The organism is Thermococcus sp. MV11, assembly GCF_012027285.1.
GTDB classification, from domain to species: domain Archaea; phylum Methanobacteriota_B; class Thermococci; order Thermococcales; family Thermococcaceae; genus Thermococcus; species Thermococcus cleftensis.
Window position 1 is genome coordinate 53,111 of record NZ_SNUD01000001.1, and the last position, 23,168, is coordinate 76,278.

Here is a 23,168-nt window from a genome sequence, read left to right on the forward strand (position 1 = left end):
CCGATCGACTTCGGGGTGGTGAAAGAAAATGCCAGTACTCGGGTTCAACATAACCAAGGTTGAAATGGAAAAGCTCGGTGTCTCCGCTCCGTCGGGCCAGATAGAGGTCAGGCTCTCCCCCAAAGTTAAGGAGATGCGCCTCGGGGAGATACGCACCCCGACCGGAAAGATGAACGGCATCGAGGTCCTCTTCAGGTACGAGATTGACTACAACCCTAGAATCGCCCAAGGTGCCATAGAGGGCGCCATACTATACCTTCCGCCGCAGAAGGACAAGATAGATGAGATACTTGGCCTGTGGGAAGATGAAAAGAAGATAGACTCCGTCACCTTCGCGGAGGTCGTGAACTTCATAACCAAGGAAGTTTCCCCGATGCTTATGCTCCTCGCGAAGGAGATGCGCCTTCCGTACCACATACCCATTCCGAGGGTTGAGGTCAAGTCCTCTCCCTGATTCTCCTTTTTCAGCCGTACCCCTCGGCCGCGTGTATCTTCTCCAGCACCTCCACGAGCCCGTCCCTTCTCATGGCCTTTTCCGCCAGCTCCAGCGCCTTGGTGTGTTTGTTCCTGCCGAGGTAGTATTCAATGTTCTCGATGTCGTCGAGGACGTCCTCCCTGCTGTTCTCGGCGGCGAACTTCTTGAGGACGGCTATTCTAACGCGAACCCTTGCCGGCATTGTGCTCCTCGTCTCGAGGGCGCTCTTATATGCTCCCATTGCCTCCTCTAGCTTCCCGATACCTATCAGCGCCTCGCTCAGCTCCACGAGCTTCTCCGCCGCCTTTTCATAGTCTCCCCTCGAGCGGTGGGAGCTTATGACCTGGTAGAGCATTCTTGCCGTGTTGAGGCCAATGAGCTTGGCCCTGTTGAAGTTTCTGGCTAGGAGGTACGCATATTGGGCCTTCACGAGACAGCTCGTCGTCCCATCGAGGTCGCCGTTGGAGTAGGCGGTTTTGCTGGCCTTCTCGAAGTTCTTGGCGGCGGTGTCCATCATTTCTATGAAGTGTATGTCGTAGCCGAAGATCGCCCTTGTGAATCCTGCCAGGTGGTAGAAGGCTTTGGCTGCCCCTTTCGTGTCTCCGCTCTCCAGCCTGCTCTCGGCCACCTGGCCGTAGAGGGTTATAAGTGTCTCCGCTATCCTCTTGTACGCCTCCTCGTTGCCCATCAACTTGTAGTACCTGTAGGCCGTCTCGTAGGCCCGTATGGCAATTTCTAGATCGTCGTTCTCCTGGTAGGAGTTGCCAAGCTCCTCGTATATGCCCGCAAACTCCTCGGCATACTTCTCAAGGTTCTTCTGGTCGTTCAGGGTGGCGAATATCTCAAGAACGCTGAAGCAGTACTCGTCGAGGGTGTCTATGTCCACGTCCGGCTTGGATATCTCCCTATCGATTAAATCCAAGTAAAGGTAAGCGCTCTTTAGAAGGGAGGGGCGGGCCTTTTCGATGGACCCTGTTCTCTCGAGGAGCACGTAGCCCAGGTATTTGAAAAGCCTGGCGGCGTCCTCAGCCTTTCCCTCCTCCTCGTAGCCCTTTGCGGCTCGGAGCATGAGCTTGAGGCCCTCTTTTAACTCGCCGCTGTTGATTTTCTTGATGGCGAGCTGCTCGAGGTCCTCCGGCCCCTCCAGTCCCATATTGCCCACCAAATCTCTCACCTCACATGATTCGAGTCCGCGAATGTTGCCTAAATCTTGGCAATCACAATATTTAAGCGTTGTCTATGCCCAGACTATCCTGTATCCGGCCGCCTTCCTCAGCCTGTTCATGACCGCGAAGCCCAGGCCTTTCTCCTCAACGCCCTCCGCGATTATGACGTCTACCCCTCGCCTGTCGAGCTCCCTCAGGGCCTTGAAGAGGTTTCTCGCGACTTCTTCCTCGCTCCTCCCGAGGTGGAAGAACTCGTCGGCCTCGAACTCCTCCGTCGCCATGACCCCAACGCGATAGCTTTTTGAGCGGTACTCCCTCACCAGCTCCTCGATCTTTGCCCTCACCCGTTCCCTGCGCCCTTCCACCACTATGACCTGGGCGTTCGGTGAGTAGTGCCTGTACTTCATTCCCGGGGCGCGGGCGACGTCTATCAGCTTCCCCCTCACCGCCGGGTGTATCTCCACTGGACCTATCACCCTCTCGATCTCCTCCAGTGGCAGGCCTCCTGGTCTCAGGAGGGTGGGTTTCTCGGAGCTGAGGTCTATCACCGTCGATTCCACGCCTATCCTCGTCTCTCCCCCGTCTATTATGGCCTCGATTTTTCCGTAGAAGTCGTCAATCACGTGCTCCGCAAGTGTTGGGCTAGGTTTCCCACTTATGTTGGCGGAAGGGGCAGCAATCGGCGTGCTGGCCCTTATTAGGGAGAGTGCTATCGGGTGGGAGGGCATTCTAACCGCGACCGTGTCAAGGCCCCCGGTGGTCACGAGCGGGACTTCTTCCTTCCTGGGAAGAACGAATGTCAGGGGGCCAGGCCAAAACTCCTCGGCCAGAAGTTTCGCCTCCTTCGGAACCTCTGACGCGAGCTTTTTCAGGTCGCTGAAGTCCGCTATGTGGATTATTAGGGGATTGTCTGCCGGCCTGCCCTTCGCCTCAAAAATTCTCCTCACGGCTTCCTCGTTGAGGGCATCGGCTCCCAGTCCGTAAACCGTCTCGGTCGGGAAGGCCACCAGCTTGCCCTCCAGTATGAACCTCGCGGCGACCCTTATCTTTCTCTCATCGATCCCGTCTCGCATGTTGATTATTACCGTCATTCTCTCACCCTGGAGAGGGCGAGAAAAAGCGGTTAAAAACCTATCCCAGGACGGACTCGTAAACCTTCTCAACTTCCCTCGCAACCTTCTCCCAGGAGTAGAGCTTTGAAACGTGCCTTCCGGTTGAGCCGGCTTTCCTGTTTGCCTTTGGTTCGAGGAGCTTTCCCACAGCCTCCATGAGTTCGTCGAAGCTTTGGAAGGTCAGTCCGTTCTTGCCCTCGCGTATCAGCTCAGGAACCGCGCTCACCCTCCTTCCAACTGCCGGAACCCCAAGGCTGTTAGCCTCGATAATAACGAGTCCGAAGCCCTCCCTCCTCGAGGGGAGAACCAGGAGCCTGCTCTCCGAGAGGATTCTATCAACGTCCTCCCGGTAGCCGAGGAAGCGGACGTTTTCCGGCGCTTCCCTCTCAAGCCTCTCCCTCAGCGGGCCGTCGCCCACCACCAGGAACTCCTCGCTCGGGAAGTGTCTGGCAAGCTCGATGAAGGTTTCCGGGGATTTGTACTCTCTGAGCGCACCGATGAAGGTTACGTACCTCCTGGCTCCAGGAACACTTCTCAGCTCCCTCACGCCGTTCGGAATGACCCTGACCCTCTCAGCTCCGAGGTCGAGCGCTTTCCTCGCCAGCCAGTGGCTGACCGCTATTATCTCGTCCGCCGCGGCCAGGGTTCTTTTCACGTAGAACCTCCCGAGTCTCAGCTTTGCCGTGTGCTCCAGGTCGCTCCCATGGGCGGTCACGACGAGCGGGAGGTTTAGCCTTTCCTTCGCTAGAACTCCGGCGAAGCTCGTTGTTCCAACGAAGTGGGCGTGGATTAAATCAAATTCGAACTTCCCCTGGAGCCTCGTTATCCTCCCTGCTCCCAGGAACGCGAAGCTCGTCCCCCTGAGACCGTAAACCCGGGGAACCTTCACCTGGTGAACCAAATCCCTCTCGAACTCCCTCGGCTTGATTGGGCCGTATGTGAGAACGTGGACCTCGTGCCTCTTCCTCAGCTCCCTCACGAGGCCGTCGAGGTGGTTAGCGACTCCTCCCCCGTGCGGCGGGTAGTGGCCGACCATTAGAATCCTCATTGTGACCGGAAAAAATTGGGAAGGGTTTTAAAAAGGCTTATGGTTTCCCCTTATCCCTTCCAGATGGCGGCCCCGGAGGCCTCGGAATGCCTCCCTTCCAGACGGTCTCCTCGGCTATCTTCTCCTTGATCATCGGTATGAGGTCGTTGATGAGGTACGAGTAGTCGCCCCTCTCCAGGGCCCCCCTTGCCTCTTGGAGGAGCTCCTCGGCCTCGCTCACGTCGTAGCCCCTGGCTTTTAAAACTTTGAGCATAGCCTCGAGCTGGGAGAGCTGAACCTGGAGCTTTATCTTGGCGGAGCCTTGGTATATCGTCCTGACCTCGCTGTAGGCCCTCGCTATCACGAAATCCGCTTCACCACTTGCCCTGACGGATAGAGCGTAGGCTTCCACGTAGTCCCCGGCGCTGTAGGCTTCCCTCGCTTTCTGGAGGAGCCCCCTTGCCTTCTCAAGCCTCTCCCTTGCTTGGGGTATCTGGAGGCCGTCAAGAAGCTCCTCCGCCCTCGTGGTTCGGTTCTCGGCAACGGCCAGCTGTATTAGGGCATCTCTCGGTCCAGGAGGAGATGTCCTCTCCTCCACGCTGACGTTTCCACCGAAGTGTTCCCTAACGAACCCCTGAATTGCCCCCTTGTTGAGGGGGAACATCGGCCTTCCATCGTCCTCCGTCGCTATGTAGCGGATTTTTCTAATTTCTGTCAGCCGTGATAGGGCTTCGAGGGTCTCATTGGTCTTCCCCTCGTCCGTGAGAACGAGGAGCGGCTTCTCTCCCGTGCCAGCGGTGATGGAATTTGCGTACTCCCTGAGGGCGAGGGCGTCTCTCCCGTTGGCCACGACCACCGTGCTCACGTCCCTCAGAACCTCTGGGAACTCCCTGGCGAGTCCTTGTATGACGGCGAGGTTCGTGCCGTACCTGGTCTCACCGTACCAGCGCTCGTAGGGTATTCCGAAGTCCTTCAGGTCGCCCGTGTAGTCCTCCGGAAGGGCCACGGGACCGCCGATGATTATCACCATTCCCGGTGCGGCGCTGAGTATCTCGGCGCTCACCTCGGGGCTGTACGTTCCCCAGGGACTTACCACAACCTCCGCCCCGAGAAGTTCCGCCGCACCCTTGGCCACCGCCAGGTCGGCCTCGTTGTCCGTGACGAGTATCACTATCCCGCTCTCCGCGCCAGATGCGCCCGGCAGGGGGAGCAGTGACAGCACGATGAACCCTATGAGAATGACCCCAGTTGCCTTTCCCTTCACCTTCTCTCACCACTCTATCCATCGAAAAGGGCCTATTTAAGCCTTTTTCACGAAACCGTTTGCCCCGGTTAGCTCTGCGAGCGGGAAAAAACGTTGAGATGCCCCCTTTGGGGCGGAAACATTAAAGAACGTTCAGGAACGTTTATCCCCGTTTAAACGTCTCAATGAAAAGTTTCTCAGCGTATTCTCTCAGCCTCAGCCCTTCGCTTTTTGCGAGCCTCTCGAGGATTTTCTGCGAACCGCTGCCGTACTGGGCGGCTTTCTTCTCCCTCCATGCCACTTCCTCTGGGAGTCCGAGCTTTAACGCCGCCTTTCTGAGGACGACCTTCCTCCTCCCGCCGGAAATCTTGGCCTCCAGTGGCGTGTTCAGCGCCGCCGAGACAACCGGCAGGGAGAGGAAGGGGAAGCGGCCCTCGACCGAGTTGAGCATCGCTATCTTGTCGTCGCGCGCGAGGTTCTTCTCACCTATTTCCTCCAGGTCGCGCTCCATCAGCTCGGGCCTCTCGAGGTACTTGGCGTAGCCGCCGAAGAGCTCGTCCGCCCCCTGCCCGCTGAGGAGCACCCTGGCCCCGTCTTTCCTGGCCAGCTCCGTGGCGAAGTAGAGGGGAACCCCTATGGCCAGGTTCATCGGGTTCGGCTCCTCAATGGCGAAGGCGACCCTGGGGACGGCATCTCTCACGTCGTCGATGTCGAAGACCCTCTCCCTCAAGGGAAGCCCCAGAAGGTCGGCGACCTTCCTCGCCCACTCGAGGTCCTGGCTCCCCTCGGCCCCGGCGGTGTAGAGGACGACGTCCGAGTACTCCGAAGCGATGAGGGCGATGGTCGAGCTGTCCAGCCCGCCGGAGAACAGGATCCCGGTTCTCTTCCCAACCCGGTGCCTGGTGGCGCAGGTAAGGGCTCTGGCAACCGCTTCGACGGCCCTTTTCGGGTCGAGGGGCTTTCTCCTCAGCCGGGCTAGGGAAAAAACTGTCTCCCGCTTGATGGTATTTCTGTCGATGATGACCAGCTCCCCGGGCCTAACGGGAATCGCCTCCTCGCCTATCGACCATAGAACCTTCCTCTCGCTGGCGAAGAAACCCCTGGGCGAGAAGTATAGGGGCCTTATCCCAATGGGGTCGCGGAAGAGGTATATCCTCTCCCCGTTGGAGAAGGCAACCGCGTAGTCCCCTTCAAGCATTCCCATCGCCCTTCCGACGGCCTCAGAAACGCTCATTCCCCCATCGAGGAAGAACTCGATGAGCCTCAAAATAACCTCGCTGTCCACGTCGCTCTCGAAGGAGACGCCCTTTCCCTCCAGCCAGGCCCTCAGCTCACGGTGGTTGTATATCTCGCCGTTGTGGACCAGGGCCAGCTCGTTCACGAAGGGCTGGGTGAAGGCCTTGGAGCCGGTCATGGCAAGCCTGCACTGGAGGAGACCTATCCTTCCGTCCGGAATCTCCGAGACTCTGGAGAAGTCGCCTGATTTGAACACTCCTCCGTCGGTCCAGACGCCGAAGCTGTCTTCTCCCCTGTGCTTTCCTGCGAGTATCATCGTGACGAACCTTTCCCTCAGATTTGAACCCACTCCGCCGGCAATCAGGCACATCTCTCCCACCGCGTTAAATACACAGTCGCCGAGATAAGGCTTCCCGCTTTCGATGTGGTGTAGTGATGAAACGGAACCGGAAACGCTGAACGTTCGTCCAGAAAAGGGACGAAAAACTGAACCTGGAATTATGTGAGGTCGCCGCAGGTGCAGCGGTGCTCGTGGGCGAGGGTTTCAAGCTCGTCGAAGCCCTCCCCCGTTCTTGCCGAGAGGTAGACCACCCTCGTCGGCGGCGCCAGCTCCGGCAGGGCGGAGCACATCTTGTGAGCTAGAAGCCCCTGTGTCGAAGGTTCCAGCTTTAGCCTTGCGGTCAGGTACTCGATATCGTCTAGGAACTTTCTGTATCCCTCAAGGTCCTCCACGGTGTCCACCTTGCTGAGGGCCGGAACCGTCGTCGTGCCCAGGCGGAGGTCTATCATGAGGCTGAAGAACCGGACGAAGCAGAAGTCGTGGGGCTCCTTCAGTATCTCCGGGCCGAAGAGGTAGACCGCGAGCGGCTCCGGGAGGCTCTCCATCAGCCTCACGCCGAACTCGTGGAAGAGAAACGTCTCCATCTGCCCCGGCGTGTCCACCATGATGTAGTCCCTCTCCCCGTCCAGCCTGGCTATTCTGGAAGCGTACTCGTCCACCTCCGGCAGAAGTCTGTCGTAGCTCTCCACTATGGCCCCGTTCGGACCGAGGCCCTCCTCCATAAGCTCCCATGCGGTGACGCTCTCCCTCACGTCGACGTCCGGCCGGTAGGGGAGGCTCTTGACCCCGGTGTCCAGGTTCACGTACCCCACCGAGTATCCGTTCTCCTCTAGGTACCTTCCGAAGGCCGCGCTGAGGGTAGTCTTCCCGCTTCCAGCGGTGCCTATGAACACCAGTATCATCGCATCACCCTCGCCTTGAACCCCGCTATCCTCGTTATCCTCTCGGCCAGCTCCATGAAGGCCTTTGCGCCCGGCGAGTTGGGCTTGTACTCTACCACAGGAACCCCCTCAAGCGTTGCCTCCCTGACCGGCGGATCCTCAGGAATAACCGCGAGGAGAGGAATCTCCATAACTTCCTCAGCGACGTCAGGAGGTATGTCGTTATCGCTCCTGCCGTAGCGGTTGAGGACGAAGCCAAGAACAGCTAAGCCGGCTTTCCTGAGAACCATTCCGACCTTCATTGTATCGGTTAGGCAGGAAATCTCGGGATTGGTGACTAGGAGAACCTCCTCACCGCTCAGCATCGCGTTCATCGCGTCCATCTGGAGGCCGGCTGGAGAGTCGATTATAACGAAGTCGAACTTGCCCTTGAGGGGTTTTATGGTCTCGGGAAGCCTCCTCGGGTCGGCCCTTATGACGTGCTCCCAGTCGATGGCGGCCGGGATAACGTGAACGTTCTCGTAGGCGGTCGCGTATATTGCGTCGTTTATGTCCGCCCGTCCGGCGAGGACGTCGTGAATGGTCGTGTAGGCGTCGTCTATTCCCATCACGAGGCTCAGGTTGGCCATCGTCAGGTCTGCATCGACGGCGCACACCTTGTAACCCATCTTCCCGAGGGCTATGGAGAGGTTCGCGGCGGTGGTGGTCTTTCCGGTGCCCCCTTTGCCGCTCGCTATGGAGATGAGCCTTCCCATCTTCCCACCCATTCTATTTCTGGCTAAACCTTTATGAACCTTTAGCCACACCGACGTTAAGAGGGAAAGAGGTGGGAGAGATGAAGGTGTTCGTAGCTGATACGAGCGTTATCGTCGATGGGAGGCTCACGCAGTTCCTTTCAGCGTTCGACGAGAAGGTCAAGGTTGTGATTCCGGAGGCGGTCATAGCGGAGATAGAGCACCAGGCCAACGAGGGGAAGGCGATAGGCCACACCGGCCTGGAAGAGCTTAAAAAGCTCCGGGAGATGGCTGACAGAGACAGGATTCTCCTCGAGTTCCACGGGGAGAGGCCGGAGCTATGGCAGATAAGAACTGCCAAGTCGGGTGAGATAGACAACCTCGTCCGTGAGACGGCTCGGGTCCTTGGGGCGACCCTCATCACCGGCGACCAGGTGCAGAGGGACATCGCGATAGCTAAAGGCATCGACGTCATTTACCTGACCGCTAAGAAGGAGGTCAGGCACCGTCTCGAGGACTTCTTCGACGAGACCACCATGAGTGTCCACCTGAAGGCTGGCCTCCGGCCCCTAGCGAAGAAAGGCCGCCCGGGAGAGTGGCGGCTCGTTCCCGTTAGGGACGAACCGCTCAGTGATGAGGAGCTCGAGGAGATTGCAGATGACATCGTCGAGCGCGCAAGGCGTGATCCGGAGAGCTTCATAGAGTTGGACGAGCCCGGAGCAACGGTGGTCCAGCTCAGGAACTACCGTATCGTCATAGCAAAGCCGCCCTTCGCCGACAGGATTGAGATCACCGCCGTGAGGCCGGTCAAAAAGCTCAGCATAGAGGACTACGAGCTGAGTGAGAAGCTGTTGGAGAGGCTCAGGAACAAAGCGGCTGGCGTGCTCATTGCAGGAGCCCCCGGAGAGGGAAAGACAACTTTTGCTCAAGCCTTGGCCGAGTGGTACGCCGGAATGGGAAGGATCGTCAAGACGATGGAAAAGCCCCGCGACCTTCAGGTGGGTGAGGAGATAACGCAGTACACAGCTTTAAAAGGTAGAATGGAGCTGACCGGCGATATACTGCTCCTCGTCAGGCCGGACTACACGATATTCGACGAGATGAGGAAGACGAGCGACTTCAAGATCTACTCGGATTTAAGGCTTGCCGGCGTTGGAATGGTCGGTGTCGTGCACGCAACGAAGCCGATAGATGCAATCCAGCGCTTCATCGGAAGGGTCGAGCTGGGAATGATTTCCCAGATAGTTGATACGGTGATATTCATCAAGGCCGGAAGGGTTGCCAAGGTTCTGACGCTCGAGTACCTCGTCAAGGTGCCGAGCGGAATGAAGGAGGAGGACTTAGCGAGGCCAGTCATAGAGGTCAGGGACTTCGAGACGGGCGAGCTTGAGTACGAGATTTACACCTACGGCGAGGAGATAAGCGTCGTCCCGGTGAAGAGGGAGGAGAAGGCCCCCGCGCTGAGGCTCGCCGAGAAGAGGCTCAAGCAGGAGATCAAGAAGTTCCTACCAGATGTCTACGCCGAGGTCGAGATAGTCAGCCCGCACAAGGCGGTGATCTACGCGGACGAGTTCGACATTCCGGCCATAATCGGCAAGAAGGGCAAGCGCATAACCGAGCTGGAGAAGAGGATAGGGATAAGCATAGACGTCAAGAGCTTCGCCGAGAGGGAAGCAGAGAAACCCAAGGAAAAGATACCGGTGGAAGTCGAGGAGAAGAAGAAAACGATAGTGCTCCGCGTTTCCCCAGACTACGCCAAAAAACCCCTCAAGTTCTACGGTGGCGAGCAGTACGTCTTCACGGCAACGCCGAGCAAGAAGGGCCTCGTCAAGGTCAGCAAGAGCACACCGATAGGCAAGGAACTCAAGAGGCTCCTTGAGGCTGGGATACCCATCTGGGCAAGCGCTTGAGAAAATCTTTTATAGTTTGTTTTCTTCTTTTCTATGGTGGTAAGCTTGGGAGCGGCCGACGTCCTGGCCACCCTAGTGGCGGTGTTCTTCCTCGCCCTCATACTTGCCCCTTTCGTTCCTGGCGGCCCAGCGCTGATGCTCCTCCTGCTCGGGCTCCTACCCCTTGCGATTCTGGTAGTCCTTCTAGTCAAAGTGTGGCAGCTCAGTGATGAGGTCGAGGTTTTGAGGAAGGAACTCGAGTCGCTCAGGAGGGAGAAAGAAGATGGAAAGCCGCTATGACCCCATGGAAACCCTCGGGGCGATCCTGAGCGCCCTCGGGCTGGCGGGTATTATAGTAACCGAAGGACGTGTCCTGGGGTTTGGCCTCCTTGTGATTGTCTTTGGTATCGTCATCTGGAAGATGGGCGAGGTTCGGAGGGAGCTTAGAGGGGAAATCGAATCGCTTAGAAGGGAGATGGAGGCGTGTCCCGGAGAATCGGGGAGTGGTGAAGATGCCCGTGCTCTGGAGGGATAGACTTTTCTGGAGTCTTGCCATCGGTGGCCTGCTGGCTCACCTCTCCGCGCTGTGGGTTGGCACAAGGGGTATCATCGCAGGCAACTTCCTGTGGATCATGGCCTTTGTCTACCTTTTAATCTCGAGCATCAGGAGATTACTTAATCCTCGCAACGTTTTTAACCCTCCACCGGAGCATTGACCATGCTCGTGCTAGCTTCCGCCAGTCCACGGAGGAGGGAGATACTGTCGAGGTTCGTCCATGAGTTCAAGGTGGTGCCAAGCAACGCCAGCGAGGAGTGCCGGCTCAGGGAGCCAGGAGATTATTCCGTCGAACTCGCCAGGAGGAAGGCCAGGGAGGTTTACTCCAGGGTTGGCGGCACTGTCATCGGCGCCGACACCGTGGTGAGCGTGGACGGTCAGATACTGGGAAAGCCAAGGGACGAGGGGCACGCGGTCAGAATGCTGAAACTGCTGAGCGGCAGGGTTCACCAGGTCACCACGGGATACTGCATAATCCACGGGGGGAAGGAGCTCTGCGGTGCCGTGACGACGGACGTGAAGTTCCGCGAACTGGACGAGGAACTGATACGGGCGTACGTGGCAACGGGTGAACCGATGGACAAGGCGGGGGCGTATGGAATTCAGGGACTGGGAGGGCTCCTGGTAGAGTGGATCAGGGGCGACTACTACAACGTCGTGGGCTTCCCCATAGAGATAATCTGGAAGCTCCGGGAGCTTGGATTTGAGGTCTTGTCGCGCTGAACTGGCTCGGTTCTCTGGCCATGAGATGCTTAAATCTGGAAGGGAAACAAGGACGTCCCGCGATTTTGGGCCTCTTTGTCCTTGGTGATCTCAAAATTGAACTCGGCCTCGGGGAGGGCTGAAATAACGAAAACCTACAGGAACTCCCCGAAGAGCAGGTCCTCCTTTCTCCCTCCCGCTTTCCTGAAGATCTTCTCGCTCCAGGAGACGCTCCCGACGGCGGGGGGATAATGGGCGTCGCTCGCGAAGGTGAGCTTTATTCCCCGCCTTATGCACTCCCTCACGAACTCCAAATCGGGGACGCGGTAGCGGGAGCTTATCTCGAAGGCCTTTCCGTTGGCCTCGGCCAGCTCGAGAACCTCCTCGAGCTCCTCCAGAGTTGGATATCCGATGTGGGGAAAGTTCGCCCCGAAGTGCCCTATAACCGTCACGTTCTCATCGATGAGGGCCAACTTCACCAGCTCGATGTACTGGCTCGGGCTCTCCAGCCACTCGTGGACGCTGGCTATCACGTAGTCGAGCTTTCTGGCCATGAAATCCGGCACGTCCACGCCGTTAAAGGTTAAGTTCCCTTCGATTCCGGCCAGTACCGTTATCTCGGCCTCCCCTCCCCACCGCTTTATTTCCCTGACGTATCTGCTGAGGGTTCTCTCTGAGAGGTAGTGGACGTGGTCGGTTATTCCGAGCAGTCTAAGCCCCTTCTCTTCGGCGGCCGCTATGTTCTCGGCTATCCCCCCGATGCCGTCCGAGTAAACGGTGTGGGTGTGGGCGTCGTGTGCGAACTTGGGCATGGTTCAACCTCCCGGCGAGGGGTTAAAAACCCTTTCTGGACAAAATATCCAAAGTAAAGCCCAACCTTGAGTTTTGACAAACCTTTAAATACCGCAGGGGAGAAAAGAAAGCGGTGATGGAGATGGTCGAGCGCTCCAAGGTTAGGGTCGTCATTGCAAAGCCCGGACTTGACGGTCACGACAGGGGAGCCAAGGTCGTTGCCAGAGCTTTGAGAGATGCAGGATACGAGGTTATATACACTGGAATAAGGCAGACTCCCGAGCAGATAGTTGAAACCGTGATACAGGAGGACGCTGCGGTCTTGGGCGTAAGCATCTTGTCCGGCGCTCATATGGTGCTGATACCAAAGATACTAAAGTTACTGGAGGATAAGGGCCTTAAATTGAACGAGGACGTGGTTGTTTTTGCGGGAGGAATCATACCGCCCGATGACGCCGAGGAGCTCAAGAAAATGGGTGTTGCTGAAGTCTTTGGCCCTGGAACACCACTCCAAGAGACCATTGAATTCATAGACCGCGCGGTTGAAAAACTCAAGCGCTTCAAAGAGGCTTAACTTTATTAACCTGTTTTTGGATAATTTGTCCGAGTGGTGACGATGCTAGAGGGCCTCATAGAGAGAATGCTCCGTGGGGACAAGCGGGCAACTGCCAGGCTCATAACCCTCGTTGAGAACGACGAGGAGAAAGCGAGGGAGATAATATCCAGGATTTACCCTCACACCGGCAACGCCTACATTGTCGGGATAACCGGGCCGCCGGGAGCGGGTAAGTCCACGCTCCTCGACAAGCTCATCAGGGTCGCCAGGGAGGAGGGGAAGGTTGTAGGCGTCATAGCCATCGACCCAACCTCCCCCTTCACTGGCGGAGCTTTGCTCGGTGACAGGATAAGAATGCAGCGTCACTCCACCGACCCCGGGGTTTTCATAAGGAGCATGGCCACGCGCGGCTCCCTCGGCGGCCTCGCCAAGGCCACGAACGACGCCATAAAGGTTCTCGACGCCTACGGCTGCGACGTTATCTTCGTCGAGACCGTCGGCGTTGGGCAGATAGAGATAGACATCGTCAAGACTGCTGACACCGTCGTCCTCGTCACGGTTCCTGGCCTGGGAGACGACATACAGGCCATAAAGGCTGGCCTGATGGAGATAGCGGACGTCTTCGTCATAAACAAGGCGGACAAGGAGGGGACGGACGCGACGTACTTCGAGCTCAACCTCATGCTCGACCTCGAGAAGGAGCGCTGGGAAAGGAGAGGCTGGAGGCCGCCGATAGTCGAGACCGTCGCCACGACGATGAAGGGAATCCGGGAGCTGTGGAAGGCCATCAACGACCACAGGAAGTTCCTCGTGGAGAGCGGCGAGATAGAGCGCAAGAGGCGCTTCCGGGCGGAGGAAGAGGTTAAGACCATAGTCTCCGGCAGAATATCCCGCATCGTCGGCGAGAAGCTCAACGAGGGGGAGGTAGCTTCCCTGATCGACGGAGTTGTGAGGCGTGAAATCGACCCCTACTCTGCCGCGGATAAGGTGTTGGAGAAAGCACTGGGGGTGAAGGTATGATAAAGAAGATAGACCACGTTGGTATAGCCGTCAAGAACCTGGAAGAGGCCATAAAGGTCTGGGAGGGCCTCGGTCTCAAGGTCGAGGAGATTGAAGAGGTACCGGACCAGAAGGTGAGAACCGCGATAATCCACGTCGGTGAGAGCAGGATTGAGCTCCTCGAGCCGACGGCGGAGGACTCACCGATAGCCAAGTTCATAGCGAAGAGGGGGGAGGGCATACACCACATAGCCCTCGGCGTCGATGACATCGAGACGCACCTGGAGAAGCTCAAGGAAGCCGGCTACAGGCTCATAGACGAGGAGCCACGCATAGGTGCCGGCGGGGCCAAGATAGCCTTCGTGCACCCGAAGGCAGTGACCGGTGTTCTCCTCGAACTTTGCGAAAGGAAGGCAGAATAGCCGGTTTAATTTCCATAAGTTTCCAACATTTTGTATTTCCTTTCAGTTTCATGTGGTATTTTTGGTATGTTGCTAATCTTCCAATTTTACACAGTAACACTTATAAAGTTGGATACGAAGTTGGGTTGGCGAGGAAACAGTTCAGTGCGTCCTCCAATCCAAATGGTGAAGAAGTGGTGGGTATGATGTTGAGGATCCGACCCACGTACGAGGGGTCGCGAGTGGTGGATTATAGGCGCCTCAATGAGCTCCTCCAAAGAAATAAGCGCCGAAGGAAGCTTCTCATAACCCGAAAGCCGCCGGTGGAACTTGATAAGCATAACGTCCACCCGATATGGGTGGCCAAGATCCCCCACCCCAACGCCGTTTCTCCCTCCAGGCTTCACGCCATCGAGCAGATGGTGTGGGAGCAGCTCCAGCAGGGTGAGGCGGACGTCATACTGGACGCCATCGAATACTTGATGATAGAGAACGGCGTCGAGCCAACGCTGAGGTTTGTCAGCAAGCTCCGGGACATGGCCCTTCTGGCGAACTCTGACTTCTACGTCACCATCAGCGACGGCATCGATGACAGGGTCAGGAACATACTCCGCAGGATAGTTGAGTGACACGGGTAAACTTATATAACCATCTTTGCCATTCCCCTGTTTAGGTGTAAGGGCATGCCGTACATCGAGAAAATTGAAATGAAGGGCTTCAAATCCTACGGTAACAGGAAGGTCGTCGTTCCCCTTTCTAAAGGCTTCACCGCCATCGTCGGTGCCAACGGTTCTGGGAAGAGCAACATTGGCGACGCCGTTCTCTTCGTCCTCGGCGGCCTGTCCGCCAAGGCCATGCGTGCCACGAGGATAAGCGACCTCATCTTCGCGGGCACTAAGACCGAGCCTCCGGCCAAGTACGCGGAAGTGGCGATGTACTTCAACAACGAGGACAGGGGTTTTCCGATAGACGAGGACGAGGTCGTGATAAAGAGAAGAGTTTACCCCGACGGCAGGAGCACCTACTGGCTCAACGGAAAGAGGACGAGCAGGAGCGACATACTTGACGTGCTCAGCGCGGCGATGATCTCGCCGGAGGGCTACAACCTCGTCCTCCAGGGGGACATCACCAAGTTCATCAAGATGAGCCCTACCGAGAGGAGAATGCTAATCGATGAGATCTCCGGCATAGCCGAGTACGACGCAAAGAAGGAGAAGGCGTTGAAGGAATTAAAGCAGGCCGAAGAGAACCTCGCTCGTGTTGATCTTCTCATCAGGGAAGTGAAGGCCCAGCTCGACAAGCTCGAGAAGGAGCGCAACGATGCCCTTCGCTACCTCGACCTCAAGGAGCGCGTTGAGAGGGCCAAAGTAACGCTTCTTTTGGGTGAGATAAGGAAGCTGGAAAGCCTGATAGAGGAAAGCAACCTGCGCGACAAGGAGATAGAGGCCGAGATAGCGGCGATGGGGGCCAGGCTCAAGGAGGTTGCCAGGGAGATAGTGGCGAAGGAGAGGGAACTGAACGCCATCGAGAAGGAGCTTGAGGAGAAGAGCGAGGACGGTATCCTGGAGGTCACGAGGAAGATAAGCGAGGTTCAGTCGAGGATAGAGATGGCCAGGAAGAACATAGAACTGGCTCAAAAGGGGATAGAGGACAGCCAGCACCGTCTGATGAAGGCGAAAGAGGAGCTTAGAAAGGTTTCGGAGGAAATAGAGAAAGGGCGGAACGCAATAAACCGCTGGAGCAAGAGACGTGAGAAGCTCATCGCCGAGATAAAGGAGAGGGAGGTTGTCAAGAACGAGCTGGTTGTCAAGCTCGGCGAGATAGACAGGGATTTTGCCATAGCCAAGCAGGACTTCGACAAGGTCGTTGACGAGCTGGAGGAGGCCAAGAAGGAGCTCTACATGAAGGAGAGCGATATTAAGAAGTTTAAAGAGGAGATAGAGAGGGCCAGGGCCAGGATAGCCCAGAACAACGCCAGAAGGATTTCCCTCAAGGCCCAGATCGAGGAGGCCAAAAAGTCCCTGGAGGCGAAGCGCTCCGAGCTCGGCGAAATCGACGGGAAGATGTCCAAGGCAGAGGCGAGGCTCAGGAAGGCCGAAAAGGAGCTGGAGGAAAAGAGCAAGGCCCTCAGGAAGGTCGAGGGCGAGCTTGCAAAGGCCAGAGAGGAGCTGATAAAGGCCGAGGCCCAGCGCGAGGTTCGCGGGAACCGCGCGGTTGAGTTCCTCAAGGGCCAGAACATCCCCGGCCTCTACGGGCCGCTCGGCGAGCTGATAACGGTTGCGAGCGAGGACTACGCGCTGGCCATAGAGGTTGCCCTCGGCGGGAGCTACGACCACGTCGTCGTCGAGGACGACAGGGTTGCGGAGAAGGCGATAAAGCTCCTCAAGGAGAAGAGGCTCGGAAGGCTCACCTTCCTCCCGTTGAACAAGATAAAGCCCCGCTCGATGCGCGAGAAGCCTTCCCTCGGAATTCCCGCGATGGACGTCGTCCAGTACGACCCGCGCTTCAAGAACGCCGTAGCCTACGCCCTCGGGGACACGCTGATAGTGAGCGACATGGACGAGGCGAGAACGGTGGGAATAGGAAAGGTCAGAATGGTGACCCTCGGCGGCGAGCTTTTGGAGAGGAGCGGAGCGATAACCGGCGGCCACTACCGGCCGAGGGGGAAGCTCGGAGTAAACGTGGACGAGATAAGGAAAAGGGTGGAGAAGCTCGAACATGAGAAGGAAGCTTTGGAATCTACCGTCAATGCCCTCAGGCTCGAGGTCAAGGGGCTGGAGAACGAGCTGTTCGAGCTCCGTATGAGGAAGAGCGAGCTGGCCAAGGACCTGCAGGTGGTCCAGCGTGAGATGGATCGCCTCCTTGTGGAGGACAGGGCGCTCAAGGAGGAGATCGAAGAGAGCGAGAGGCTCATCGAGGAGCTGGAAAAGAGGATTCACGAGGCTAAGGGCGAGATGGCGAGGCTCAGGGGGAGAATAGAGAGGCTGGAGAAGAAGAGGGAGAAGCTCAAGAGGGCCCTCGAGAACCCTGAGGCCCGGGAGCTGAACCAGCGCATACGGGAGGTCGAGGCAGAGATAAGCAAGCTCCGCGAGGAGCTGAGCAAGGTCGAGAGCAAGCTCGAGAACCTCGATGTGAGGATAAACGAGGAGCTGCTGCCGAGGAAAGCTGATCTGGAGGAGGAAATCGAGGGGCTGGTGAACAGGATAAACGCCCTCAAGGCAAACATCGAGGAGAATGAGAGCGCAATTAAGGAGTTCGAGGCTGAGCTTAAGGAGCTCAGGAAGGCGGAGGAGAGCGTCAAGGACGAACTCAAGGAGCTACGTGAAAGGCGCGAGAAGGTCAGGAACGATATAATAGACCTCCGCGCCGAGAAGGACGAGCTGAACTCCAAGCTTCAGGAGCTTCGCATAGAGGCAAACACCCTCAAGATAAAGCTCGCACAGTACGAGGCCGCGCTGAAGGAGAAGAGGGACGAGCTGAAGCACTTTGACCCCAAGCTCATAAAGAGCATCAAGGAAGTGCCGCTCGAGCTCGAAGCCCTGAGGGGGCAGATAGAGAAGATGGAGGAAGAGATACGCTCCCTCGAGCCCGTGAACATGAAGGCCATAGAGGACTTCGAAGTCGTCGAGAGACGCTACCTCGAGCTGAAGAGCAAGCGCGAGCAGGTTCTGGCTGAGAAGGAGAGCATAGAGGAGTTCATCGAGGAGATAGAGGGCCAAAAGAAGCAGGTCTTCCTCCAGACCCTCAACGAGATAGCCAGGAACTTCTCGGAGCTGTTCGCCAAGCTCTCGCCGGGAGGAAGCGCCAGGCTTATCCTCGAGAACCCCGACGACCCCTTCGCCGGGGGTCTTGAGATAGAGGCCAAGCCCGCTGGAAAGGACGTCAAGAGGATAGAGGCCATGAGCGGCGGCGAGAAAGCTCTAACGGCTTTAGCCTTCGTCTTCGCCATACAGCGCTACAAGCCGGCTCCCTTCTACCTCTTCGACGAGATCGATGCACACCTCGACGACGCCAACGTCAAGCGCGTCGCCGACCTCATCAAGGAGGCCTCCCAGAACAGCCAGTTCATCGTGATTACACTCAGGGACGTCATGATGGCGAACGCGGACAAGATAATCGGGGTCAGCATGAGGAACGGCGTCTCCCGCGTCGTTGCACTGAGCCTTGAGAAGGCCATGAAGATACTGGAAGAAGCAAGGAAGAGGAGCGAGGCCGAGCACGCCGAGATGTTCGGCCACCTGGGCGGGTGATGGTGATGGAATCCCGTCGCGAGGAGGAGATAACGCCCGTTGACATTCTCCTCCAGCTCGTTCAGATGGGCAAGGTCGATCCCTGGAACATCGACATCGTTGACCTGACCGAGAAGTACATCGAACGGCTCAGGGAGATGAAGGAGCTTGACCTCAGGGTTTCAGCCAGAGCAATCCTGGCTGCATCAATCCTCGTGAGAATGAAGAGCGAGGCTTTGCTCCACGCGGACGAGGAGGAAGAGGAGGAGCGGAAGGAGGAGAGGCTCCACGTCGAGGTCGAACCTTTGGCCCCGCCGCTCAGGAGGGTCGAGCGCTACTACACCTTCGACGACCTCTTAGATGCCCTTATGGACGCCCTCGAGGAGGCGGAGAAGAGAAAGCCCAGGAAGAAAAAGAAGGTCGAGATAGAGGAAGAGGTCTTCGTCGTCGATGACTTCCGCGTGGACATCGAGAAGCATGTCTATCGTCTCCATGAGATAGTCGTTGAGATGTACAGGGAAACGGGGGAGCCCATAAAGTTCTGGGACTTGGTTTTTGACCCGACGCCGAAGATAATAGCCAGAACCTTTCTCTACCTCCTCTTCCTCTCCAACATGGGGAAGGTGGACCTCATTCAGGAGGAACCCTTTGGGGAGATACTGGTCGTGCCAGTAGGTGAGGAAGCTTAGCTCAGGTTTCTTTCTTCCCTCTTCGCCGGCCTTATCGTTATGACCAGCAGGGGCTCCTCGCTCCCGAGGTAGAGGCTTTTCTTTTCCTTGTTCAGGTAGAAGCAGTACGTCCCGTCGGGAATTTCCTCCAGGAATTTTCCGGGAACTGTTTCCCTGGCGGTTCTCCCGTCGAAGAAAACGCACTCGTAGGCCCTGGAAATACCCGAAACCCTTTCTTTGATTTCTTCCAGGGAAAGCCTCTCGCATTCGAGCTTAGCACAGACCAGGCTCTTTCTCCCGTCTGTGAAGATCACGACCCTTTCGTTCACGTCAATCCTCCGCGAACGGTCGAGGAAGGCCCACAGCTCCGAGTAAATCCTCTCAAGCTTTCTTCTCTTTGCGAGCCTCTTGACGAGCCTCTCCCTGGCGTGTCTCGTGAGGAGCATGGTCTGAGTTGGTCTCATAATTTATAAACTTCGCCGAGGATATAGGCATATGTACCTTCGTCGCGATATAATCGAGCCTCGCGTTTACCAGGAGGTCATCTACGCCCGGTGCAAGGAAACCAACTGCCTTGTCGTTCTGCCGACTGGATTAGGAAAGACGCTCATAGCGATGCTCATAGCAGACTACCGCCTCTCCAGGTACGGTGGAAAAGTCCTCTTCCTCGCCCCAACGAAGCCCCTAGCGCTCCAGCACGCCGAGAGCTTTAGAAAGATCTTCAACCTCCCGCCGGAGAAAATCAACGTCCTCACCGGCGAGCTTTCGCCCGAAAAGAGGGCCGAGGTGTGGAGGGAGAGCGTCGTGATAACCGCCACGCCTCAAACCGTCGAGAACGACGTATTGACGGGCAGAATTTCGCTCGAGGACGTCGTTCTGCTGGTTGTAGACGAGGCCCACCGCGCGGTTGGAAACTACGCCTACGTCTTCATAGCGAAGGAGTACCTTAAAACTGCCAAACACCCGCTCGTTCTGGGATTGACTGCCTCCCCGGGGAGCGACGAGGAGAAGATACGCGAGATAGTGAGGAACCTCGGGATAAGGCGCATAGAAGTTAGAACCGAGAACTCGCCTGACGTCAAGCCTTACGTCCAGAGGATAGCCTTCGAGTGGGTCAAGGTTGAACTCCCAGGTATCTACAAGGAGGTTCGCTCGCTCCTCAGGGAGATGCTGAAGGAGAGTCTCAAGCCCCTGGCCCAGTTCAAGCTCGTCTCGACCTATTCCCCCGATATCTCCAAGAGGGAAGTCCTCCAGGCGGGCTCTAAAATCAACCGCGAGGTTGCCATGGGCAACTACGAGCTGGGCCGGCTTAGAATGTACCAGGCGAAGGCGGTGAAGCTTCAGCACGCGATAGAACTCCTCGAAACCCAAGGGCTGACCGCGTTGAGGGCCTACCTGAAGAAGCTCCGCGAGGATAAGAGAACCAAGTCCAGCAGGGAGCTGATGGAAGACCCCCGCATGAGGAAGGTGATTTACCTCCTCGTTCAGGCGAAGGAGATGGGAATGGACCACCCCAAGATGGAGAAGCTCAAGGAGCTCGTGACGCGGCAGCTCGAGAGAAAGCCCAACTCAAAAATAATCGTTTTCACCAACTACCGCGACACGGGAAGGAAAATCGTCGAGGAGCTTGGGGGACTTGGTATAAGCGCCGAGCGCTTCATCGGACAGGCCAGCAGGGGAAAGGATAAGGGAATGAGCCAGAGGAAGCAGAAGGAAACTCTTGAGCGCTTTTCCAGGGGTGAATTTAACGTTCTCGTCGCCACGAGCGTCGGCGAGGAGGGTCTAGACGTTCCCGAGGTTGATCTGGTGGTCTTCTATGAACCAGTGCCTTCGGCGATAAGGAGCATACAGCGTCGTGGTAGAACCGGTAGGCACAGGCCCGGGAAGGTAGTAATCCTTATGGCAAAGGGGACGCGCGATGAGGCCTACTACTGGAGCTCCAGGAGGAAGGAGAGGGGAATGTTCGAAGCGATAAGGAAGGTGGCGGGTGAGCTTAAGCGCGCACGTAACGGAGGAGATAGACCGGAAGGGCGGAAGGGGAGTGTTGAGATGTCCGCGAGGGGTAGGATAACTTCCCTCGACCAGTTTTTGAAGCCGAAGAGAGTTGAAAGGACCGATAAATCCGGACGTGAGCCAAAAGAGAAGCCGGAGAAACCGGCCGAGGAGCGGAAGGAACTCCCGATAAAGCCCGTTTTCGTGAGGAAACCGAAGGGAATAGTCGTTTACGTCGATTCCCGCGAGCTGAGGAGCGGGGTTCCGAAGCTGTTGAAGGAACTCGGGGCGGAGGTTGAGGTCAGGACGCTCGACGTTGCCGACTACGTCGTCAGCGAGGAGGTCGGGATAGAGAGGAAGAGCGCCAACGACTTCATACAGTCAATCATAGACGGCAGGCTCTTTGACCAGGTGGAGAGGCTTAAGAGGGCCTACGAGAAGCCGATGATAATCATCGAGGGCGAGCTCTACGGGGTAAGGAACGTTCACCCCAACGCCATTCGCGGTGCCATAGCCGCTGTAACCCTCGACTGGGGAGTGCCGATACTCTTCTCCTCGGGCAAGGAGGAAACCGCGAGCTTCATCTACCTCCTGGCCAAGCGCGAGCAGGAGGAGAGGAAGAAGGAGGTCCGCCTTAGGAGCGAGAAGAAGGCCCTAACCCTGGCGGAGAGGCAGAGGCTAATCGTTGAGGGCCTGCCAAACGTTTCAGCAACGCTCGCCAAGAGACTGCTGAAGCACTTCGGCAACGTGGAGAGAGTTTTCACCGCGACGGAGGAGGAACTCAAGGAGGTTGAAGGAATAGGCGAGAAGAAGGCGAGGGAGATTAGGAAGGTCATCACGGCTCCTTATGTGGAGGAGTAGCCCATCAGCCGGTAGTCGTCCCCTGCCACGGTGACCTCAATGTCGAGCGAATCGGGTATACCGCTGGTCTCGAAGGCCAGAACCACATAGTTGTCCCTCTTTTTGTCAGGGAACCTCACGCGGAGCGCGCTCCCGGTCGTAATCTCCCCGGTTCCCCCGTAGTACTCGAGCTTCCAGTCCGCGGGCACTGTGAGGCTGAGCCCCTCAACGTCGTTTCTTCCCCCGAGGTCGTAGAGGCTCACGAAGATGACGGCCCACCTGGGGGTAATTATCCCGGCCCCGTCTATCCTCTGGCTCATGTCCGGAGCCGGACTCTCGAACTCGAACTCCGAGGGCGTTTCGTTGGTGATGGCGAATCGGCCGTAGAGAAGGGTGTCGTTGGCGAAAACGTATGAAAGTCCGATGAACTTCTTTCTCCCAGGAACGTCACGGTACATCTCCCTGAAGAGCTCTAAGGGATAGTTAGGACTGCGCTGCTCGAGATAGGCCCTCTCCACCGCCCTGGCGGTTGTCTTCCCACCGATGGTCGGGCTGGCCCTCACCAGGTATCCCATCAGGGTTTCGTGATTGACTACCGGACAGGTGCGGATCCGCCGGAGGTGTCATCGTGGACGGCGAGAGCGTAGGAGAAAACCGCTCCAATCGCCATTCCCACGAGAATCCCAACCACGAGATCTCGGGAGATTCCTTTCATCTGCGCCACCGATGGGTTTTACGCACTGAAGGTTTAAATATGTTTGGCCTGTGCGTTCTTTGGGAGAGTAAAACCTGGAAACAACTTACCTGATAAGCATTTTTCTGTCTTAGAAAGCTTCGCTGGAAGTTTGTAGCTCTTCTCTATGTTGTAACCTGGAAATGTGGTTTCCAAACTTGAGGTTGATGTTTCAAGTGAGAACCACTTTGGGTTCCTGTTGAGGGGGTTTAACTCCAAAAGACGCCCGAAGGGCGTCAAAAGAAAGCAAACCCCTGTATTAGAGTATTCTGGAGTTGTTCTCCGTGTTAAACGCTCCAAAATGGGGGAAACCACTTGGAGATGGGTACTTCAAGAAGGAGCTACAAACCTTGGTCAAACTCTTCGGGACTGGCGTCCCTCGCGTCGAGCGAGGCTCGACGTCGCGCAGGCGAACAAACTTTGCTTTGCAAAGTTTGACCAAAAGGCTCTGACTGCATGCTAGGGAGAAGGTAGTTGCATGCCTCGTTAGTGGGCATTTTATCGAGGGTTTGTATTGATTAGAGACCTATTGAAGGGGTTTTATCTAAGAACAGCGCCCGAAGGGCGCTAAGGAGAAGAAAACCCCAACCAAAACAA

24 protein-coding genes are annotated in these 23,168 nt (G+C 56.9%); 13 read left to right on the plus strand and 11 right to left on the minus strand.

The annotated features are described in order from the left end of the window. The first annotated feature begins 28 nt into the window (after positions 1-28). The gene (locus E3E27_RS00350) at positions 29-454 is read left to right on the plus strand and encodes a hypothetical protein (protein ID WP_167773058.1); all 426 of its coding nucleotides are present in this window, start codon (positions 29-31) and stop codon (positions 452-454) included. Between the two features lie 10 nt (positions 455-464). Here E3E27_RS00350 and E3E27_RS00355 read toward each other — a convergent pair whose 3' ends face one another. From E3E27_RS00355 to minD, 7 genes are all read right to left on the minus strand, one after another. Continuing rightward, positions 465-1,628, minus strand: a complete 1,164-nt coding sequence (locus E3E27_RS00355) for a hypothetical protein (RefSeq protein ID WP_167773639.1) — start codon at positions 1,626-1,628, stop codon at positions 465-467. Between the two features lie 84 nt (positions 1,629-1,712). After that, complete coding sequence (locus tag E3E27_RS00360) at positions 1,713-2,732, minus strand: L-threonylcarbamoyladenylate synthase (RefSeq protein ID WP_167773059.1); 1,020 nt, start codon at positions 2,730-2,732, stop codon at positions 1,713-1,715. Positions 2,733-2,772: 40 nt separating this feature from the next. Beyond that, positions 2,773-3,801: a glycosyltransferase family 4 protein gene (locus E3E27_RS00365; RefSeq protein WP_167773060.1), complete on the minus strand. Its 1,029-nt coding sequence runs from the start codon at positions 3,799-3,801 to the stop codon at positions 2,773-2,775. 37 nt (positions 3,802-3,838) lie between these two features. Next, a complete protein-coding gene (locus tag E3E27_RS00370) occupies positions 3,839-5,044 on the minus strand; it encodes a cell wall-binding repeat-containing protein (protein WP_167773061.1) in 1,206 nt (401 codons plus the stop codon). A 142-nt stretch (positions 5,045-5,186) separates the two neighbouring features. Beyond that, a complete protein-coding gene (locus E3E27_RS00375; protein WP_014789429.1) occupies positions 5,187-6,629 on the minus strand; it encodes an asparagine synthase-related protein in 1,443 nt (480 codons plus the stop codon). 128 nt (positions 6,630-6,757) lie between these two features. Next, positions 6,758-7,501 carry an ATP/GTP-binding protein gene (locus tag E3E27_RS00380; protein WP_014789430.1) on the minus strand — a complete coding sequence of 248 codons (744 nt, stop codon included), beginning with the start codon at positions 7,499-7,501 and terminating at the stop codon, positions 6,758-6,760. Continuing rightward, positions 7,498-8,235, minus strand: a complete 738-nt coding sequence (gene minD / locus E3E27_RS00385; RefSeq protein WP_014789431.1) for a cell division ATPase MinD — start codon at positions 8,233-8,235, stop codon at positions 7,498-7,500. The genes E3E27_RS00380 and minD overlap by 4 nt, the downstream gene beginning before the upstream one ends. 80 nt (positions 8,236-8,315) lie before the next feature. On the opposite strand from minD, the gene E3E27_RS00390 reads away from it, so the two are divergent. From E3E27_RS00390 to E3E27_RS00410, 5 genes are read left to right on the plus strand one after another with little or no spacing between them, the layout of a single operon-like run. Further along, on the plus strand, positions 8,316-10,124 hold the full coding sequence (locus tag E3E27_RS00390) for a PINc/VapC family ATPase (protein WP_167773062.1): 1,809 nt from the start codon (positions 8,316-8,318) through the stop codon (positions 10,122-10,124). Between the two features lie 36 nt (positions 10,125-10,160). Continuing rightward, entirely contained in the window at positions 10,161-10,403 is a 243-nt protein-coding gene (locus E3E27_RS00395; RefSeq protein ID WP_167773063.1) for a hypothetical protein, read from the plus strand. Beyond that, a complete protein-coding gene (locus tag E3E27_RS00400; RefSeq protein WP_167773064.1) occupies positions 10,387-10,638 on the plus strand; it encodes a hypothetical protein in 252 nt (83 codons plus the stop codon). Before E3E27_RS00395 ends, E3E27_RS00400 begins: the two co-directional genes overlap by 17 nt. Next, entirely contained in the window at positions 10,616-10,819 is a 204-nt protein-coding gene (locus E3E27_RS00405) for a hypothetical protein (RefSeq protein ID WP_167773065.1), read from the plus strand. Before E3E27_RS00400 ends, E3E27_RS00405 begins: the two co-directional genes overlap by 23 nt. Before the next feature lie 2 nt (positions 10,820-10,821). Further along, on the plus strand, positions 10,822-11,382 hold the full coding sequence (locus E3E27_RS00410) for a Maf-like protein (RefSeq protein WP_167773066.1): 561 nt from the start codon (positions 10,822-10,824) through the stop codon (positions 11,380-11,382). A gap of 134 nt (positions 11,383-11,516) precedes the next feature. On the opposite strand, the gene E3E27_RS00415 is transcribed toward E3E27_RS00410, so the two are convergent. After that, positions 11,517-12,173, minus strand: coding sequence for a PHP domain-containing protein (locus E3E27_RS00415; protein WP_167773067.1), 657 nt, complete (start codon positions 12,171-12,173; stop codon positions 11,517-11,519). A 122-nt stretch (positions 12,174-12,295) separates the two neighbouring features. Between E3E27_RS00415 and E3E27_RS00420 the strand changes: the two genes are divergently transcribed. The 6 genes from E3E27_RS00420 (at position 12,296) to E3E27_RS00445 (ending at position 19,027) form a co-directional block, all read left to right on the plus strand. Further along, the gene (locus tag E3E27_RS00420) at positions 12,296-12,727 is read left to right on the plus strand and encodes a cobalamin B12-binding domain-containing protein (RefSeq protein WP_167773640.1); all 432 of its coding nucleotides are present in this window, start codon (positions 12,296-12,298) and stop codon (positions 12,725-12,727) included. A 42-nt stretch (positions 12,728-12,769) separates the two neighbouring features. Beyond that, positions 12,770-13,729 carry a methylmalonyl Co-A mutase-associated GTPase MeaB gene (meaB, locus tag E3E27_RS00425; RefSeq protein ID WP_167773641.1) on the plus strand — a complete coding sequence of 320 codons (960 nt, stop codon included), beginning with the start codon at positions 12,770-12,772 and terminating at the stop codon, positions 13,727-13,729. Continuing rightward, positions 13,726-14,130, plus strand: coding sequence for a methylmalonyl-CoA epimerase (gene mce, locus E3E27_RS00430; protein ID WP_167773068.1), 405 nt, complete (start codon positions 13,726-13,728; stop codon positions 14,128-14,130). Before meaB ends, mce begins: the two co-directional genes overlap by 4 nt. Positions 14,131-14,315: 185 nt before the next feature. Further along, positions 14,316-14,738: a DUF835 domain-containing protein gene (locus tag E3E27_RS00435; RefSeq protein ID WP_240910627.1), complete on the plus strand. Its 423-nt coding sequence runs from the start codon at positions 14,316-14,318 to the stop codon at positions 14,736-14,738. A gap of 54 nt (positions 14,739-14,792) precedes the next feature. Then, positions 14,793-18,359: a chromosome segregation protein SMC gene (smc, locus tag E3E27_RS00440; protein ID WP_167773069.1), complete on the plus strand. Its 3,567-nt coding sequence runs from the start codon at positions 14,793-14,795 to the stop codon at positions 18,357-18,359. A gap of 5 nt (positions 18,360-18,364) precedes the next feature. After that, on the plus strand, positions 18,365-19,027 hold the full coding sequence (locus E3E27_RS00445) for a ScpA family protein (protein WP_167773643.1): 663 nt from the start codon (positions 18,365-18,367) through the stop codon (positions 19,025-19,027). Here the strand turns inward: E3E27_RS00445 and E3E27_RS00450 are convergent. Beyond that, entirely contained in the window at positions 19,024-19,452 is a 429-nt protein-coding gene (locus E3E27_RS00450) for a hypothetical protein (protein WP_167773070.1), read from the minus strand. The genes E3E27_RS00445 and E3E27_RS00450 overlap by 4 nt on opposite strands. 49 nt (positions 19,453-19,501) lie before the next feature. Here E3E27_RS00450 and E3E27_RS00455 point away from each other — a divergent pair, with 49 nt between their 5' ends. Continuing rightward, entirely contained in the window at positions 19,502-21,859 is a 2,358-nt protein-coding gene (locus E3E27_RS00455; RefSeq protein WP_167773071.1) for a DEAD/DEAH box helicase, read from the plus strand. Here the strand turns inward: E3E27_RS00455 and E3E27_RS00460 are convergent. Next, entirely contained in the window at positions 21,844-22,413 is a 570-nt protein-coding gene (locus tag E3E27_RS00460; RefSeq protein WP_240910628.1) for a hypothetical protein, read from the minus strand. The genes E3E27_RS00455 and E3E27_RS00460 overlap by 16 nt on opposite strands. Positions 22,414-22,430: 17 nt before the next feature. Beyond that, entirely contained in the window at positions 22,431-22,562 is a 132-nt protein-coding gene (locus E3E27_RS10775; RefSeq protein ID WP_256366085.1) for a hypothetical protein, read from the minus strand. Positions 22,563-23,168: the final 606 nt, after the last annotated feature.